We start from the raw sequence: 14395 nt of genomic DNA, 5'->3' as shown, positions 1-14395 counted from the left end.
CAGAGCCGACGAGAGGACAGGCCATGGCAGAGCTCGGGACGGGGCAGGGCGTATGGCGCCGCAAACCGATCGAGACGATCGAGGAGGCGGAGGAGACCGAGGCGCACGGCGAGCATCTGACCCGCACCCTGGGTCTGTGGCAGCTGACCGCCATCGGTGTCGGCGGCATCATCGGCGCGGGCATCTTCAGCCTCGCGGGCACCATCGCCAACGGCGTGGCGGGCCCGGCCGTGCTGGTGTCCTTCCTCATCGCGGGCGTGGCGAGCGCGGCGGCCGCCTTCTCCTACGCGGAGTTCGCGGGCCTCATCCCGCGCGCCGGGTCCGCGTACACCTACGGCTACGCGGTGCTCGGCGAGATCGGCGGCTGGTTCATCGGCTGGGACCTGCTGCTGGAGTACACGGCGATCGTCGCGGTCGTGGCCATCGGCATCTCGGGCTACATCAACTTCCTGCTCGGGGAGATGAACGCCGAGCTGCCCTCCTGGATGCTGGGCGCGCCCGGGACGGGCGAGGGGCACCGGGTGGACCTCTTCGCCGCGGTGCTGTGCCTGCTGATCGCCTATCTGCTGACCATGGGCATCAAGAACGCGGCCCGGTTCGAGACCGTGGTCGTGGTGCTGAAGATCCTGGTGGTGGCCCTGGTGGTCATCGTGGGCTTCTTCCACGTCAAGAGCTCCAACTACTCCCCCTTCTTCCCCTTCGGCCTCAGCGGCGCCTTCACGGGGGCCGCGACGGTCTTCTTCGCGGTGTTCGGCTACGACGCGATGTCGACGGCGGCCGAGGAGTCCAAGGACGCCCAGCGGCACATGCCCCGCGCGATCATGTACTCGCTCGCCATCTCGATGGTGCTCTACGTCCTGGCCTGCCTGGTGCTGACGGGCATGCAGCCCTACACGGAGATCGACAAGGAGAGCGGCTTCTCCACCGCCTTCAAGGCGGTGGGGCTGAGCGGCATCGCGGACATCATCGCGGTCGGCGCCATCATCGGCATCCTCACCGTGATGTTCACGTTCATGCTGGGCGTGACCCGGGTGTGGTTCGCGATGAGCCGCGACGGGCTGCTGCCCAAGTGGTTCGCCCACACCCACCCCACGCGGCACGTGCCGACCCGGGTGACCTGGATCGTCGGCGTGGCGTCGGCGCTGATCGCGGGCTTCGTGCCGATCGGCGAGGCGGCCGAGCTGACCAACATCGGCATTCTGCTGGCCTTCGCCGTGGTGTGCAGCGCCGTGATCGTGCTGCGCTACCGGAGGCCGGACCTGCCGCGCTCGTTCCGCTGCCCGGGCGTGCCCGTCGTCCCCGGCATCGGGGTCGCCGCGTCGATCTGGCTGATCACGTATCTGGCGTGGCAGACGTGGGTGCGGTTCGCCATCTGGTTCGCGATCGGGCTGGTGGTGTACTTCGCCTACTCCTACAAGCACTCGGAGCTGGCCCACGCCGACGCCCGGGGCATCCCGAGGGACTGACCGGCGGGGATTCCCGCCACCACGGCCCCTGCTTCGGCTACTTCAGCAGGCGGGACAGCCGCCGGTCGGCCAGCGGCTTCCCGCCCGTCTGGCAGGTGGGGCAGTACTGCAGCGAGGAGTCGCTGAAGGACACCTCGCGGATGGTGTCCCCGCACACCGGACAGGGCTGCCCGGTGCGGCCGTGCACCCTGAGCCCGGTCTTCTTCTCCCCCTTCAGCTCGGCCGCCGCGTGCCCGCGCGAGCGCTCGACGGCCTCGTGCAGCGTCGTCTCCAGCGCCTCGTAGAGGCCGGCGGCCTCGGCGTCCGTGAGGGTCGCCGCGAGCTTGAAGGGGGACATGCGGGCCGCGTGCAGGATCTCGTCGGAGTAGGCGTTGCCGATCCCGGCGATCACGCCCTGGTCGCGCAGCACTCCCTTGACCTGACGTCGTTCGCCGCGCAGCAGGCCGGTGAAGGCCTCGAGGGTGAAGCCGGGCGCGAGCGGGTCGGGGCCCAGCCGGGCGATGCCGGGCACGTCGGAGGGCTCGCGCACGCAGTACACGGCCAGCCGCTTGCGCGTGCCGGCCTCGGTGAGGTCGAAGCCCTCTCCCCCCGCCAGCCGCACCCGCAGCGCCAGCGGGCCCTTGCCGGGGCTCGGGGGCGCCTCGGGCAGGTTCTCGCGCCAGCGCAGCCAGCCGGCCCGGGCGAGGTGGAAGACCAGGTGCGGGCCGTCGTCGCCGGTGGCCAGGTCCAGGAACTTGCCGTGCCGGCGCACCGCCGTCACCGTGCGCCCCTCGAGGGCGTCCGGCGGCGGGTCGTACGTCTTGAGGACGCTCACGGCCGCGGGCAGGACGCGTTCGACCCTGCGGCCCACCAGGTGCTCGGTCAGGAACCCGGCGAGGGCCTCGACCTCCGGCAGCTCCGGCATGGCTCCAGTCTGCCGCAGCGGCGCGGGGCGGCAACTCAGTGGACGCGGGCGTCCCAGTCGATGCGGTAGCCGGTGAGCCAGTCCGTGCTGCCTGCGGTGTCCCGCGCCATGCCGCGCTCGACGTCGGCGTCGCGCTCGCGCCGCTCCCCGGCGCTCCGGGCGACGCGTCCGGCCATGGCGGCGCTCAGGGCGACGACCCGTTCGACGCGCTCGCGCCGCAGTCGCTCGTACGCGGCGAAGGCCCGCCCGGCGTCGGGCAGGTCGCGCAGGCAGCGGGCGAGCACGACGCCGTCCTCGATGGCCATGGAGGCGCCCTGGGCGGCGTTGGGCGCGGTGGCGTGGGCGGCGTCGCCCACGAGCACGGTGTGGTGGTCGTGCCAGACGGGCGTGGAGGGGATGTCGTAGACGTTCAAGCCGACGATGTCGTCGCCGGTGGCGGCGGCGATGGCGGCGGCGGGCGTGCCGTCGTCGGCGAACGCCTCGACGACGTGGCGGCGCCACCGGCCGGGGGTGCGGGAGGCGAGCGCGGCCGCGGACAGCTCCCCGCCGGGGACGTTGGCGAACCAGTACGTGGTGCCGTCGGGTCCGGTGGTGCAGCCGAAGAAGCCCCGCCGCCCGTACATCATCCGGTAGGTGCCGGGCGGGACGCGGTGGCCGGTGTCGCGGGTGCGGCCGCAGACGGTGAGCTGGCCGGTGTGGCGGGGACCGGGCGCGGCGGGGTCCAGCAGGGCGCGGGTGCGGGAGTGGATGCCGTCGGCGCCGACGATCAGGTCGCCCTCGGCCCGGGTGCCGTCCGCGAAGAACGCCGTGACCGTCCCGTGCGGGCCGGCGGCGGTCCCGACGAGGCGCTTGCCGTACGCGACGGGGATGCCGCGCCGCACGGCCTCCTCGCGCAGGGCGCGGTGGAGGGCGGCGCGCGGGAGGGTGCGCGGGCTCGGCCCGTCGCCGGGGCCGGCGATGGGCCGCGTGCCGAGCGTCGCGCCCGTGTCGCCGAGGAACTCGACGGTCCGGGAGGGGAAGGAGCACGCGCGCACCGGCCCGTCGGCGTCGACGGCCGCCAGCGCCGCCAGCCCGTTGGCGAACAGGACCAGGAACGCGCCGGCGTCGTCGGCGCCGCGGGGGTAGGCCTCGAAGACCGTGGCGTCGAGGCCGGCCCGCCGCAGGGCCATCGCGGTGACGGGTCCGGCGATGCCACCGCCGATGATCAGGGCATGGACCATGGCGCTCCGCTCCGTCCCGGCGCGTGGGAGGCGATCGCCCGGCCGCCCGGTCGCCGAGCCGTTCGATCGCACATCTGCCCATGACGTAACCAGAAGGAGTACGGCGCGTCCAGAGTCCTGGTCCGGCCCTCCCCGGCTACCGGTCGTCGCGCAGCTCCCGTGCCAGGTAGGGCGCCGTGGCGCTCCCGGCGGCCGCCGCCACCTCGTGGGGGGAGCCGGCCGCCACCACGCGCCCGCCCCCGGCTCCCCCGCCCGGCCCGAGGTCGACGACGTGGTCCGCGCCCGCCACCACGGCCATGTCGTGCTCGACGACCACCACGGAGTTGCCCGCCTCGACCAGGCCGTGCAGCTGGCGCAGCAGCACCTCGGTGTCGGCCGGGTGCAGTCCGGTCGTGGGCTCGTCCAGGACGTAGAGGGTGTGGCCGCGGTGGGTGCGCTGGAGTTCGGTCGCGAGCTTGATGCGCTGCGCCTCGCCCCCGGACAGCTCGGTGGCGGGCTGGCCCAGGCGCAGATAGCCCAGGCCCACGTCCCGCAGGGTGCGCAGGCCGCGCGCGGCGGCGGGCACGTCGGCGAGGAATCCGGCGGCCGCGTCCACGGTCAGGTCCAGGACGTCGGCGATGCTCGCTCCCCGGTAGGTCACCTCCAGCGTCTCGGGGTTGTAGCGGGCGCCCCGGCAGGCCGTGCACGGCGCGTACGTCCCGGGCAGGAAGAGCAGCTCGACCGCGACGAAACCCTCGCCCTGGCAGACCTCGCACCGCCCGGCCGGCACGTTGAAGGAGAAGCGGCCGGCGCCGTAGCCGCGGGCGCGCGCCTCGTCCGTGGCCGCGAAGACCTTGCGCACGGCGTCGAACAGGCCGGTGTAGGTGGCGAGGTTGGAGCGCGGCGTCCGGCCGATGGGCTTCTGGTCGACGCGCACGAGCCGGTCGAGGGCCTCGAGGCCCTCCGCGTGCCACAGCGCCCCGCCGCCGTCCAGGTGTGTCGCGACGGTGTCCGCGAGCACCTCGCCGACCAGCGTCGACTTGCCCGAGCCCGACACTCCCGTCACGGCGGTGAAGACCCCCAGGGGCACCTCCACGTCGAGGTCGCGCAGGTTGTGCCGGCTGACGCCGCGCAGCCGCAGCACGCCGGAGGGCTTACGGGGCGTACGGGCGCGGGGGGCCGCGTCGCCGGGGAAGACGAACCGGCGGGTCGCGGAGTCCGCGACCTGTTCCAGTCCGTCGACGGGGCCGCTGTAGAGCACCCGCCCGCCGTGCTCGCCGGCCGCGGGCCCGACGTCGACGATCCAGTCGGCGCGGCGGACGACGTCCATGTGGTGCTCGACCACGAACAGCGAGTTGCCGGCCGCCTTGAGCCGGTCGAGGACGGTCAGCAGGGCGGCGCTGTCGGCCGGGTGCAGTCCGGCGGACGGCTCGTCCAGGACGTAGACCACGCCGAACAGCCCGGAGCGCAGCTGGGTGGCGAGCCGCAGCCGCTGCAGCTCGCCGGTGGACAGGGTGGGGGTGGGGCGGTCCACGCCGAGGTAGCCCAGGCCGAGTTCGGTGAGCACCTCGATGCGGGCGAGCAGGTCGTGCGCGAGCGGGGCGGCCACGCCCTCGCCGCCGGCCTCCCGCAGCGTCGCGGCCAGCGCGGTCAGCGGCAGGGCGGTCAGCTCGGCGATGTTCCGCCCGGCGAACGTGACGGCCAGCGCCTCGGCCCGCAGCCTCCGCCCGCCGCAGCGCGGGCAGGGCCCGCTGACCAGATGCCGCTCGGCCTTCGCCCGCAGCGCGGCGCTCTTGGAGTCGGCGAAGGTGTGCAGGACGTAGCGGCGGGCGCTCATGTACGTGCCCTTGTACGGCCGCTGGATGCGCTCCGCCTCCCGCACCGGGTGCACGGTGACGACGGGCTGCTCGTCGGTGAACAGGATCCAGTCGCGCTCCTCCTGGGGCAGCTCGCGCCAGGGCCGGTCGACGTCGTGGCCGAGCGCGTCGAGGATGTCGCGGAGATTCTTGCCCTGCCAGGCGCCCGGCCAGGCGGCGATCGCGCCCTCCCGGATGGACAGCGAGGGGTCGGGAACGAGCGATTCCTCCGTGACCCGGTGCACCTGCCCCAGGCCGTGGCACTCCGGGCAGGCCCCGGCGGCGGTGTTGGGCGAGAAGGCGTCCGAGTCCAGCCGCCGCGCGCCCTCGGGATAGGTGCCGGCGCGGGAGAAGAGCATGCGCAGGGAGTTGGAGAGGGTGGTGACCGTGCCGACGGAGGAACGGGACGTCGGCGCCGACCGCCGCTGCTCGAGCGCGACGGCGGGCGGCAGTCCGGAGATCTCCTCGACCTCGGGCGCACCGGCCTGGTGGATGAGCCGGCGCGCGTAGGGGGCGACGGACTCGAAGTACCGCCGCTGTGCCTCGGCGTAGACGGTGCCGAAGGCGAGCGAGCTCTTGCCGGAGCCGGACACGCCGGTGAAGACGACGAGCGCGTCGCGGGGAATGTCGACGTCGACGGCCTGGAGGTTGTGCGTCCGTGCTCCGCGCACGCGGACATAGGGGTCGTGCATGTGCACGATCCTAGGGATGCCCGTCCCCCGGGCCGCGCTCCGCGCCGGGGCCCGGGGCCGCCGTGGCCGCCACGGACGGGTGATCACGACCCAACACGCTGACGCGATCAGGGCGTGTGCGCCACGATGCACCCTCTGGCAGAGCGAGAAACCGTGGAAGTGGACGGGATGCCCCATGTCCGACACCGACACCGGCGCCGACCCCCTCCTGCGGATCGCCGCCGCGATCGACCGCGAGCGCGACCCGGCCTCCCGGGCCTGTCTGACCTGCGGCGGCCCCACCCGGGTGGTGGTCAGGGAGCAGCCGGCCCGCGCCAGCACGCCCGTCATCAGCGTGGGCAAGGAGTGCGCGGTGCGGGGCTGCGAGCGGCCGTGAGGTCCCACGCGATCGCTTGAGTGGCCGTCAGCTCGCGGCCTGCTCCGCCTTTTTCGTTCCGTGCACGGATCTTGACTGCCCGTCGGCCGGGGGACGAGAGTCTGGCGACACCCCGCGGGTGATGGACGCGTCAGGCAAGGCGGTGCTACGAGTGCAGTGGGCGACGAGAAGGGGCTGACCGCCATGGGAGATCCGGCAGCAGACGCACAGCACGGCCCCCAGGAGCCGGAACCGGTGGTGCCGGGCCAACGGGTGGCGTTCGTACGCCGCATCGGCCTGTTCCAGGCCACGGCCATCAACATGAGCCAGATGTGCGGCATCGGCCCCTTCGTCACCATCCCGCTGATGGTCGCGGCCTTCGGCGGGCCGCAGGCGGTCATCGGCTTCGTCGCGGGCGCGGTCCTGGCGCTGGCGGACGGGCTGATCTGGGCCGAGCTCGGGGCCTCGCTGCCGGGCGCGGGCGGCAGCTACGTCTATCTGCGGCAGGCCTTCCAGTACCGTACCGGCAAGCTGATGCCGTTCCTGTTCGTGTGGACGGCGATGCTGTTCATTCCGCTCGCGATGGCCACCGGCGTGATCGGCTTCGTGCAGTACCTCGGCTACCTCTGGCCGGACATGACGCAGACGCAAGGGGACCTGGTCGGGCTGGGCCTCATCGCGGTCGTCGTCGCGCTGCTGTGGCGCGGGGTCGAGAACATCGCGCGGATCACCGCCGTGCTGTGGTGCGTGATGATCGCCTCCGTGGCGCTCGTCATCATCGCCGCCTTCACCCACTTCAGCCCCGACCGTGCCTTCACCTACCCCGAGCACGCCTTCGACCTGACGTCACATCACTTCTGGACCGGCTTCGCGGCGGGGCTGACCATCGGCATCTACGACTACGGCGGCTACAACACCGCCGCCTACATGGGCGCCGAGATCCGCAATCCCGGCCGCACCCTTCCGCGCGCGATCGTGTACTCCATCCTCGGCATCATGACCATCTACCTGCTGCTGCAGATCGGCACCCTGGGCGTCGTCGACTGGCGGGAGATGCTCGACCCCGGCTCCGCGGCCGCGACCTCCGTCGCCTCCGCCGTGCTGGAGAAGACCTGGGGCGTGGGGGCCGCGAACGTCGTCACCGTACTGATCCTCGTCACCGCCTTCGCCTCGGTCTTCACCGGCCTCCTCGGCGGCTCCCGCGTCCCCTACGACGCCGCCCGGGAGAGGGTCTTCTTCCGCCCCTTCGGCACCCTGCACCCCCGCTACCGCTTCCCGGTGCTCCCCCTGGTCACCATGGGGCTCATCGGCGCCGTCGGCTACCTGATCGGCCGCCACACGGACCTGGCGACGCTCATCCAGCTGCTGCTCACCGTGATGGTGATCGTGCAGGCGCTCGCCCAGATCGTGGCCGTGACCGTGCTGCGCCGCCGTCAGCCGGGGCTGCGGCGCCCGTACCGCATGTGGCTGTATCCGCTGCCCAGCCTGGTGGCGCTCGTGGGCTGGCTCGTCATCTACGGGTACGCGGACGAGAACTCTCCGGGCCGGCACCCCATCGAGTGGTCGCTGGCCTGGGTGGGGGCCGGCTGTGTGGCCTTCGTGCTGTGGGCGGCGTACGAGAAGCAATGGCCGTTCGGGCCGCGTGAGATCAGCGAGGAGTACCTGCGCGACGCCGGGCCCGGTGCCGCCACCGGAGCCGGCCCGGGCACCGGCACCGACGGCGAGGCGGACCCGGGGACCCGGGAGACCACGCCCGCCTGACGGGGCGTCGGCCCGAACGGTGCCCCCGGCCCGGGCTCCGCGGGCGGGTCCGAACGGTGATAAAACGGCACCCATGCCCTTGACCAGTGCCTCTCCGCCGTCCACCCCCGCCGCCAAGCCGCGCAAGCTGCTGTGGCACCGCCTGATATTCGGGCTCTGGTACCGGCCCGTCGAGGTGCTCGACGAGGCCCGGGACCGGGGCGTGTGGGGCGCCGCCGCGTTCCTGTCCCTGCTGTGCGGGGCGCTGGGGACGCTGGCGAAGGACTCCTTCTGGGGGCAGTGGGACGTCAGTCCCGTGCTCGCGCTGGAGGCGATGGCGATCTGGTCGGTGGTGATGCTGCTCGCCAGTCTGATGCTGGGGGCCGTCACCCACGCCATCGCGCGCCGGCTGGGGGGCAATGGTCGGTTCGCGCCGACCGCGAGCCTGTTCGTCGTCCTGTTCTGGGCGAGCGACCTGCCCCGGCTGGCCCTCGACACCTGGCTGCCGGCCGGGTCGGTGCCGGTACGGGCGGCGGCGTCGGTCACGGCGGCCTTCGGGTGCGCGCTCGCGGTCCTGCTGATACGCGGTCAGCACCACCTGCCGACCCACAGGGCCGTGGCGGCGGTGAGCATCCAGATGCTGGCGGCGGTCGCCCTGCTGAAGTTCCCGCCCGGCAGCGGCTGAGCCGGCGGACGCGGCGCCCCGGATGGCGAAGGCCCGCCCGGTGCGACGGGGGATGCACACCGGGCGGGCTCGAGGACAGTTCTACCTCATCAACGGTGGGTTATGCACCAAAAACCTGTTCGGGCCCGCGATTACCACCGGACGGGGAGCGAAATCAGGCCACGTGCACGAATCGCCGGACGCCACCTCAGCGCCTCCCTCGGAACGTCGAGTTCCAGATTTTTGAAGCGCTCGAGCAGCGCCGCGAGGGCGGTCTCCGTCTCCATCCGGGCCAGCGGAGCGCCCAGGCAGTAGTGGATGCCGTGGCCCAGCGCCAGGTGCCCCGAACGGTCCCGCCGCAGGTCGAGGCGGTCGGGATCGGGAAAGTGCCCGGGATCGCGGTTGGCCGAGGCGATCGACAGCAGCACCGTCTCCCCCGCCGGGACCGTCACGCCGCCGATCTCGACGTCCTCCAGCGGAAAGCGGCGGATCGCCAGCGGACTCGGCCCGTCCCACCGGCCGATCTCCTCCACGGCCGCTCCGAGACCGTCCGGATTCGCTCGCAGCTCACTCAGGAGCGCGGGGTGGTCCAGCAGGGCGAGCACCGCGTTGACGATGAGGTGGACGGTGTTCTCGTAGCCGGCGAACAGGATGAGGAACGCCAGCGACGTCAGCTCGTCCTCGGAGAGCGCGTCCTCGCCGTCCCGCACCGCGATCAGGTCGGAGAGCAGGTCGTCGGCGGGCTCGGCGCGCTTGTCGCGGATCAGGCCGGTGAAGTAGCCCATCAGCCCGGCGACCGCCTCCTTCATCAGGTGCGGCCGCTCGCGGTCGGGGGTGATCATCGCGTCGGTCCAGGCCCGGAAGTCCTGCCGGGCGTGCGGCGGGATGCCCAGGAGATCGCAGATGACGATGATCGGCAGCGGTCCCGCGTAGCTCTCGAGCAGGTCCGTACGCCGCTCGTCCCCCGCCTCGAGGGCGTCCAGCAGCTCGTCGGCGACCTGGCGCACCGGCGCCCGGAGCCTGTCGACGCGGCCGGGGGTGAACGCCTTCACCACCAGCCGGCGCACCCGGGTGTGGTCGGGCGGGTCCATGTTCAGCAGGTTGGCGTCCAGCGCGGGGGGCAGCGAGAAGCCGCTGTAGTTGCCGGGCAGCGCGTGGCTCCGGTCCAGCGAGAGCCGGGGGTCGGCCAGCGCCCGGCGCACGTCGTCGTAGCGGGTCACCAGCCAGGCGGGCCGGCCGTCGGAGCCGGTGATGCGGTGCACCGGGCCGGCCTCGCGGAGCGCGGCGTAGGTGCCGTACGGGTCTTCTATCAGCGCTGTGACGTCGATGGGCTGCATGGCATCCGACTCTAGAGGGCGGGCGGCTGACGGGGCGTTCGCACCGGCGTTCGTCCGCGCGGGAGGTTCGCACTGGCGGCGCCGGAGCCGGGCAGATCGTCGATCTGTCCGGCTCCGGCGCCGGCCGGTGTCGCAGGCGGCCTTGACCCCCGTCCAGGGCCGCCTCGTCCGGTCCGCGCGCCGTCAGGGACGGCGCGCCGCGGTGATCTCGCGCAGTTCTTCGAGCACGGCGTCGACCAGCGGGTCGTGGTAGACGTCCGCGACGCGGGCCAGGTGCTCGTGTTCCTCGGCCGGGTCGGCGCTGACGGTCATGACCACGCTGTCGGCGTGCGGTGCGGCCAGGTGCCCGGTCCGCTGGTTGGCCAGGCCCCGGCGCAGGGCGGCGGCCTCGACCACGGCGGCCGTCCGGCGCTCGTCGAGCGCGGCGGCGGCCGCCTTCTCGCGGGCGATGTCCAGGGCGGCGGCCTCGACGTGGCGCCGGACGCCGCGCTGGATGTCGCGGATCTCGGCCATCTGCCGGTTGGCCCGCCACTCCAGGTCGGCGAGCGGCCAGCGCGACGTCCAGCGGGACTGCTCGATGGTGACCTCGGGGGCGTGGGCGGTGACCTCCTGCCACAGCGGGTCGAGGCGGCGCAGCCGGCGCCAGGCGGCCGCCCGGGGGCCGACGGCGGGCAGCGAGAACCCGAGCAGGACCAGCAGCGCGGCCACCGAGGCGCTCATCGGCGCCACGCCGTTGGAGAGCCAGTACGCCTCGTGCCCGGCCCAGCTCAGGACGAAGCCCGTCAGCTTGCAGGCGCAGTACAGCAGGCCCAGCCAGCAGCCCGCGGCGAGCGTGCGCAGGCCCTTGGCGAGCCAGGAGCGGCCCAGCTGGGCGGCGTAGCGCGGGCAGAGGTAGCCCAGGCCCGCGAGGCTGGTGCCGAAGATGGCCAGGTACAGCACCAGGAAGGCGACGACGCCGGGCGCGTGGGCGTAGGCGGTGCTGAAGTCGCGGGGGTGCTCCACGGAGTCGGGGCGGCCGACGGCGAAGCACACGATCGCGCCGGCCCAGGCGACCGCCACGGCGGCCATCGCGTACCGCGAGCGCGCGGCCGCCCGGGCGCGGGCCGTCTCGTCGCCGTGGCTGGTCCAGCGCAGCAGCAGGACGGTCGCGCCGGAGGCGAACAGCACCACGGCGGAGTACAGGAGGACCATGGCGAGGTTCGCCACGCCCGTCAGCCGGTCGAACGCACGGTAGACGCTGGGCGCGGAGAAGAGGAAGACGACCGGGACGCCGGCGGTCATCAGGGCGGTCAGCCCCAGGTCGACGTTGCCGCGGTCGCGGAACCAGGCGCGGGCCTTGTAGCCCACGATGGCCCAGGTGACGGCGGAGAAGGTCAGGTAGAGGGCGTCAAACACCGGTGGCGCCCCCTTCCCTCAGCCGCTGCCGCACGTGCTGCAGCGCGGGACCGAGGGAGGCCGCGAGCTCCGCGGCCTGGCCCTCGAGTTCGGCCTCCTGGCCGGGCGGCGGCGGGACGACCTTCGCCATCAGCAGGGTGCCGAGGATCTCGGTCTCGCGCTCGGTGAGGTTGTCGTAGCAGTGGTGACGGGCCAGTCCCATGGTCAGGCCCATGCGGCGCATGGCGGTCGCCACGTCGACCGAGGGCGTCCACACCTTGAGGGCGTCCTCGGTCACGGTGGGGTCCTGGTCGTGGCCCAGCAGCAGGTGACCGATCTCGTGCAGCACGATGTGCACCTGGTGCCAGGGGGAGGTCTTCTGCTCGTAGACGACCCAGAAGGCGTCGTCGGTGGTGGCCGTCATGCCGGAGACGACGCCGTCCAGGCTCATCGGCACGAGGTGGATGGGCCGGCCCACGCGGAGCGCCACGGCGTCGCACATGCCCTGCAGATCGGTGGACGCGGGCAGTGCGAGCTCGTTGATGAGCTGCTTGCACCGCCGCCGTATCCGCCCCACCCGCATGCTTGCACCGTCCTCGTCCTCGGTACGCCGCCAGTAAGTGAAGAGCCGGTCCTCCGCCGCGACGGTCACGGGCGCTCCTCACCTCCCGCACCGGGCGGGTCGGACGGAAGGTTCATCTGCTGCCGGAACTGCGAAATGATCGTGGTGAGGCTGTCCTGCACCTCCGGCGGGAGTCCCACCGAGCGCAGGGCGATGGCCCGCACGCGCTGGTCCCGCATGGCGACGAGGAAACGGACCTCCTCCTCCACCCGTTCCGCCTGCGAGTCGGACAGGTCGCCCATCAGGTAGCCGACGGGCACGGCGAAGAACTTCGCCAGCGCCCGCAGCACGTCCGGGCTGGGGTTGGCGCGCTTGCCGTTGCGGAGCATGGACAGGTACTGCTCGGTGAGGCTGACCTCGCCGTACTCCGGGCCGCGGCTGATCTCCTCGGCCACGTGCCCGTTGGTGTACGGCGCGCCCGGCGGGTGCATGTTCGCGAACAGGTAGTTGAGCCGTTGGGCGAGCGGGCTGCCCGCGTCGCCTGCCGAACCCGGCCTGTCCCCCCCGACTGCCATCTGCCCCGTCCTTCGAGCGCGCCCCGTGGTGTCACACGGCTTAACGGACTTTCACGGCCAGTTAAGCCCGAGTCCAGCCGCGAAGGCATCCTGTCATGGGAAGAAGGTCCAGCACTAGTCGGTTGCTGGTAACAAGCACATGAAGGACTTAACCACGGGTTGAGGCGCTGAAGTCTACTGAGGGTGCACGGTGATGTCCCGGCCCTGGTAGAGGGTCCGCACCCGGGCCTCGCCCGAGACGTTGTTGACGACCGTGCTGTTGTCGACGGTCGTGTGCACGGCCCGCGCCGACTCCTCCCACCGGCGGTACTCCGCCGCGAACGCCGCGTCCTGGAAGGCCCGCCCGAACAGCAGCGCGGCCAGCGCCTGGTTCTGCTGCCCGCTGTCCGGGTCGAGCGGCAGCGCGGCGGCAGCCGCGCCGTCCTCCTCGCGGCCCCGCCCGAACGCGCGCCGCGCGAGGTCGGCGAGCGACCCCCACGCCTGCCGTCCCGCTTCCGTACCCACCGACCCGGCGGCCGCCGTGACCGCCGTCGTGATCGCCTCGAGAGACAACGGATCGACCATCTGCCAACTCCCCACCCATGGACCGCACGGCCCGGACGTCGACGCCGTGCTGGCGCACTGCCGCCTCAGGCTATGGCACGCTCACCTCGTACGTCCCTGTCATGTCGTCCGCGCACCAGGGAGGAACCGTTCATGTGGTTCAAGAGGCTCAAGTGGTTCGCGCACAGACCCACCGCCCTGCGCGGCGGTGCCCTCGTCCTTCTCGCCGGGCTCCTCACGGCGACGACCGCGGTCCCGGCCGCCTCGGCGGTGCCGGCCGCGGTGTCCGCCGACGCGTACTGGACCGCCGAGCGCATGCGGGCCGCGCTGCCCGCCGAAGGAACGACGCGGCAGACGCCGCCCGCGCCGTCGTCCGGACCGGTGCCGCCCAGTCACCCCTTCGACGGCCTGCCCCAAGTGGGCACGTTCTTCTGGACCGACGGCCAGAACACCGGCCGCTTCTGCGGCGGCACGGTGGTGCGCAGCCCGCACCGCGACCTCGTCGTCAGCGCCGCGCACTGCCTGCGCTCGCCCGACCCGAGGAAGCACCTGTCGTTCGTGCCGCAGTACCACGACGGCCTCAAGCCCCACGGCGTCTTCCCCGTCGAGCGCATCCACATCGACCAGCGCTACTACGACCTGGGCACCGACGGCGGCGCGCGCTGGGACTTCACCGTGGTCCGGCTCGGCGACCGCGCCGACGGAACGCCCGTGCAGCGCGCGGTCGGCGGCTTCGACCTGGCCTTCCGCCCGGGCTACGACCACAGGGACGTACGCCTGATCGGCTACCCGGGCAGCAGCGACACCACGTACCCCAAGCCGCTCGACTGCCGCTCCTCCACGCACCGTTACACCAGCACCGACCCCAAGGCGCCCGGCGACTTCCTGGAGATCGCCTGCGCGGGCTACGTCGGGGGCACCTCGGGCGGGCCGTTCCTGGTGCGCGGCCTGACCGGCCATCTGGTGATCGGCGTCATCGGCGGCTACCACACCGGCGGTGACACCCCGGACATCTCCTACAGCTCGTACTTCAACGAGGACCTGCTCGAGCTGTATCTGCAGGCCGTCCACGACGACGAGCCGGCCGGCCGCTGACACCTGAGTCACCGGCACCCGGTCACCGACACC

Annotated in this window: 13 protein-coding genes; 5 read left to right on the top strand and 8 right to left on the bottom strand. The window is 72.9% G+C overall.

The window, feature by feature from the left end; translation table 11 throughout:
* The first annotated feature begins 23 nt into the window (after positions 1-23).
* The gene (locus tag IE295_RS03190; protein WP_190061844.1) at positions 24-1466 is read left to right on the top strand and encodes an amino acid permease; all 1443 of its coding nucleotides are present in this window, start codon (positions 24-26) and stop codon (positions 1464-1466) included.
* A gap of 37 nt (positions 1467-1503) precedes the next feature.
* Here IE295_RS03190 and IE295_RS03185 read toward each other — a convergent pair whose 3' ends face one another.
* The 3 genes from IE295_RS03185 to uvrA form a co-directional block, all read right to left on the bottom strand.
* Positions 1504-2370 (bottom strand): Fpg/Nei family DNA glycosylase, encoded by an 867-nt coding sequence (locus IE295_RS03185; RefSeq protein ID WP_190061843.1) that lies wholly within the window; start codon positions 2368-2370, stop codon positions 1504-1506.
* A 35-nt stretch (positions 2371-2405) separates the two neighbouring features.
* Positions 2406-3590 (bottom strand): FAD-dependent monooxygenase, encoded by a 1185-nt coding sequence (locus IE295_RS03180; RefSeq protein WP_190061842.1) that lies wholly within the window; start codon positions 3588-3590, stop codon positions 2406-2408.
* Positions 3591-3726: 136 nt separating this feature from the next.
* The gene (gene uvrA / locus IE295_RS03175; protein ID WP_190061841.1) at positions 3727-6117 is read right to left on the bottom strand and encodes an excinuclease ABC subunit UvrA; all 2391 of its coding nucleotides are present in this window, start codon (positions 6115-6117) and stop codon (positions 3727-3729) included.
* Between the two features lie 175 nt (positions 6118-6292).
* On the opposite strand from uvrA, the gene IE295_RS03170 reads away from it, so the two are divergent.
* The 3 genes from IE295_RS03170 to IE295_RS03160 all read left to right on the top strand — a co-directional run bounded on the left by IE295_RS03170 (position 6293) and on the right by IE295_RS03160 (position 8897).
* A complete protein-coding gene (locus IE295_RS03170; protein ID WP_190061840.1) occupies positions 6293-6493 on the top strand; it encodes a hypothetical protein in 201 nt (66 codons plus the stop codon).
* 183 nt (positions 6494-6676) lie between these two features.
* Positions 6677-8233: an APC family permease gene (locus tag IE295_RS03165; protein WP_190062381.1), complete on the top strand. Its 1557-nt coding sequence runs from the start codon at positions 6677-6679 to the stop codon at positions 8231-8233.
* A 73-nt stretch (positions 8234-8306) separates the two neighbouring features.
* A complete protein-coding gene (locus tag IE295_RS03160) occupies positions 8307-8897 on the top strand; it encodes a YIP1 family protein (protein ID WP_190061839.1) in 591 nt (196 codons plus the stop codon).
* Between the two features lie 131 nt (positions 8898-9028).
* Here the strand turns inward: IE295_RS03160 and IE295_RS03155 are convergent, their stop codons facing one another.
* From IE295_RS03155 to IE295_RS03135, 5 genes are all read right to left on the bottom strand, one after another.
* Positions 9029-10213, bottom strand: a complete 1185-nt coding sequence (locus IE295_RS03155) for a cytochrome P450 family protein (RefSeq protein WP_190061838.1) — start codon at positions 10211-10213, stop codon at positions 9029-9031.
* 183 nt (positions 10214-10396) lie between these two features.
* Positions 10397-11608 (bottom strand): MAB_1171c family putative transporter, encoded by a 1212-nt coding sequence (locus IE295_RS03150; RefSeq protein ID WP_190061837.1) that lies wholly within the window; start codon positions 11606-11608, stop codon positions 10397-10399.
* The gene (locus IE295_RS03145; RefSeq protein WP_190061836.1) at positions 11601-12239 is read right to left on the bottom strand and encodes a hypothetical protein; all 639 of its coding nucleotides are present in this window, start codon (positions 12237-12239) and stop codon (positions 11601-11603) included. The genes IE295_RS03150 and IE295_RS03145 overlap by 8 nt, the downstream gene beginning before the upstream one ends.
* Entirely contained in the window at positions 12236-12724 is a 489-nt protein-coding gene (locus IE295_RS03140) for a helix-turn-helix domain-containing protein (RefSeq protein WP_190061835.1), read from the bottom strand. The genes IE295_RS03145 and IE295_RS03140 overlap by 4 nt, the downstream gene beginning before the upstream one ends.
* Positions 12725-12898: 174 nt before the next feature.
* Complete coding sequence (locus IE295_RS03135) at positions 12899-13288, bottom strand: hypothetical protein (protein WP_190061834.1); 390 nt, start codon at positions 13286-13288, stop codon at positions 12899-12901.
* Between the two features lie 132 nt (positions 13289-13420).
* Here IE295_RS03135 and IE295_RS03130 point away from each other — a divergent pair, with 132 nt between their 5' ends.
* Positions 13421-14362, top strand: a complete 942-nt coding sequence (locus IE295_RS03130) for a trypsin-like serine peptidase (RefSeq protein ID WP_190061833.1) — start codon at positions 13421-13423, stop codon at positions 14360-14362.
* Positions 14363-14395 lie beyond the last annotated feature (33 nt).

Source organism: Streptomyces griseocarneus (genome assembly GCF_014655595.1).
GTDB lineage: Bacteria > Actinomycetota > Actinomycetes > Streptomycetales > Streptomycetaceae > Streptomyces > Streptomyces griseocarneus.
The sequence above is the reverse complement of the archived record's forward strand: the minus strand, read 5'-3'. Positions and strand labels throughout refer to the sequence as shown.

Bases quoted from the DNA above. Each gene is read 5' to 3' on its own strand.
- IE295_RS03185 (WP_190061843.1), bottom strand. From the start codon at position 2,370: ATGCCGGAGCTGCCGGAGGTCGAGGCCCTCGCCGGGTTCCTGACCGAG.
- IE295_RS03160 (WP_190061839.1), top strand. From the start codon at position 8,307: ATGCCCTTGACCAGTGCCTCTCCGCCGTCCACCCCCGCCGCCAAGCCG.
- uvrA (WP_190061841.1), bottom strand. From the start codon at position 6,117: ATGCACGACCCCTATGTCCGCGTGCGCGGAGCACGGACGCACAACCTC.
- IE295_RS03130 (WP_190061833.1), top strand. From the start codon at position 13,421: ATGTGGTTCAAGAGGCTCAAGTGGTTCGCGCACAGACCCACCGCCCTG.
- IE295_RS03140 (WP_190061835.1), bottom strand. From the start codon at position 12,724: ATGGCAGTCGGGGGGGACAGGCCGGGTTCGGCAGGCGACGCGGGCAGC.
- IE295_RS03190 (WP_190061844.1), top strand. From the start codon at position 24: ATGGCAGAGCTCGGGACGGGGCAGGGCGTATGGCGCCGCAAACCGATC.
- IE295_RS03180 (WP_190061842.1), bottom strand. From the start codon at position 3,590: ATGGTCCATGCCCTGATCATCGGCGGTGGCATCGCCGGACCCGTCACC.
- IE295_RS03170 (WP_190061840.1), top strand. From the start codon at position 6,293: ATGTCCGACACCGACACCGGCGCCGACCCCCTCCTGCGGATCGCCGCC.
- IE295_RS03165 (WP_190062381.1), top strand. From the start codon at position 6,677: ATGGGAGATCCGGCAGCAGACGCACAGCACGGCCCCCAGGAGCCGGAA.
- IE295_RS03155 (WP_190061838.1), bottom strand. From the start codon at position 10,213: ATGCAGCCCATCGACGTCACAGCGCTGATAGAAGACCCGTACGGCACC.
- IE295_RS03135 (WP_190061834.1), bottom strand. From the start codon at position 13,288: ATGGTCGATCCGTTGTCTCTCGAGGCGATCACGACGGCGGTCACGGCG.